The following is a 1,398-nucleotide window of genomic DNA, read 5'->3' on the forward strand; positions in this document are numbered from 1 at the left end:
GCCAACTCCCTGGCCACCTCCATGCAGCGCCTGTCCTCGGGCCTGCGCGTCAACTCCGCCAAGGACGACGCCGCCGGCCTGGCGATTTCCGAGCGCATGAACAGCCAGGTGCGCGGCCTCAACGTCGCCGCCCGCAACGCCAACGACGGCATCTCCCTCGCACAGACCGCCGAAGGCGCACTGGGCAAGGTGGGCGACATGCTGCAGCGCATGCGCGAACTGGCCGTGCAATCGGCCAACGCCTCGAACAACAGCGACGACCGCGCCGCCCTGCAGGCCGAAGTGACCCAACTGCGCGACGAGATCGACCGCGTGGCCAAGACCACCGCCTTCAACGGCACCAAGCTGCTCGACGGCACGTTCGCCAACGCCACCTTCCAGGTCGGCGCCAACGCCGGTGAGGGCATCGCCATCGAGTCCATCGTGTCCGCCAAGTCCGACAGCCTGGGCGAACTCGAGAACACCGAATTCTTCGTGGCCACCGTGGCTGCGCCCAGCACCGCCGCCAACGCCGCCATCGACAAGGGCACCGCGGGCTGGACCATCAACGACGCCAACGGCAACGCCGTCGAACTCGGTGGCATCGCCGCCTCCACCACGGCCGCCGAGCGCACCACGCAGGTGGTGGCCGCGATCAACGCCAAGTCGTCCGACACCGGCGTGTTCGCCCGCGAACTGGCTGCCGGTGGTTACGAGATCTTCTCGGACCGCGACCTGGCCGCCGGCGACTTCGGCGCCGCCTTCACGGCCGCCACCACCGGTGACCCCGGCGACACCGCACCGCCCGCCACGCTGCGCAACCTCAGCGACGTGAGCATCGAGAGCTTCGGCGACGCCCAGATCGCGCTGAAGGTGATCGACAAGGCCATCGACGCGATCAACAGCTCGCGCGCCGACCTCGGCGCCCTGCAGAGCCGCTTCGAAAACGCCGTGGCCAACATCAACATCACCGGCGAGAACCTCTCCGCCGCGCGTGGCCGCATCGTCGACGCCGACTTCGCCAAGGAAACCTCCAACCTGTCGCGCTCGCAGATCCTGCAGCAGGCCGGCACCGCCATGGTCGCCCAGGCCAACCAGAACGGCCAGAACGTGCTGTCGCTGCTGCGCTGATCGGCACGGCTGAAACGAACACCAGGACACCACCATGACCACCATCAACACCAACGTGATGTCGATGACCGCTCAGCGCAACCTGAGCGGCTCGGCCAACTCCCTGGCCACCTCCATGCAGCGCCTGTCCTCGGGCCTGCGCGTCAACTCCGCCAAGGACGACGCCGCCGGCCTGGCGATTTCCGAGCGCATGAACAGCCAGGTGCGCGGCCTCAACGTCGCCGCCCGCAACGCCAACGACGGCATCTCCCTCGCACAGACCGCCGAAGGCGCACTGGGCAAGGTGGG

General features: G+C 68.5%; 2 protein-coding genes. Both read left to right on the forward strand.

Going from position 1 to position 1,398, the window contains the following annotated elements; genetic code table 11:
• A partial coding sequence (locus BN948_RS25360; protein WP_035624912.1) for a flagellin occupies positions 1–1,110 on the forward strand: 1,110 nt, incomplete at its 5' end.
• A gap of 34 nt (positions 1,111–1,144) precedes the next feature.
• Positions 1,145–1,398, forward strand: a 254-nt coding sequence (locus BN948_RS25365) for a flagellin N-terminal helical domain-containing protein (RefSeq protein WP_035624915.1), incomplete at its 3' end; no start/stop codon positions are given.

It is taken from the genome of Hydrogenophaga intermedia (genome assembly GCF_000723405.1).
Lineage (GTDB): Bacteria > Pseudomonadota > Gammaproteobacteria > Burkholderiales > Burkholderiaceae_C > Hydrogenophaga > Hydrogenophaga intermedia.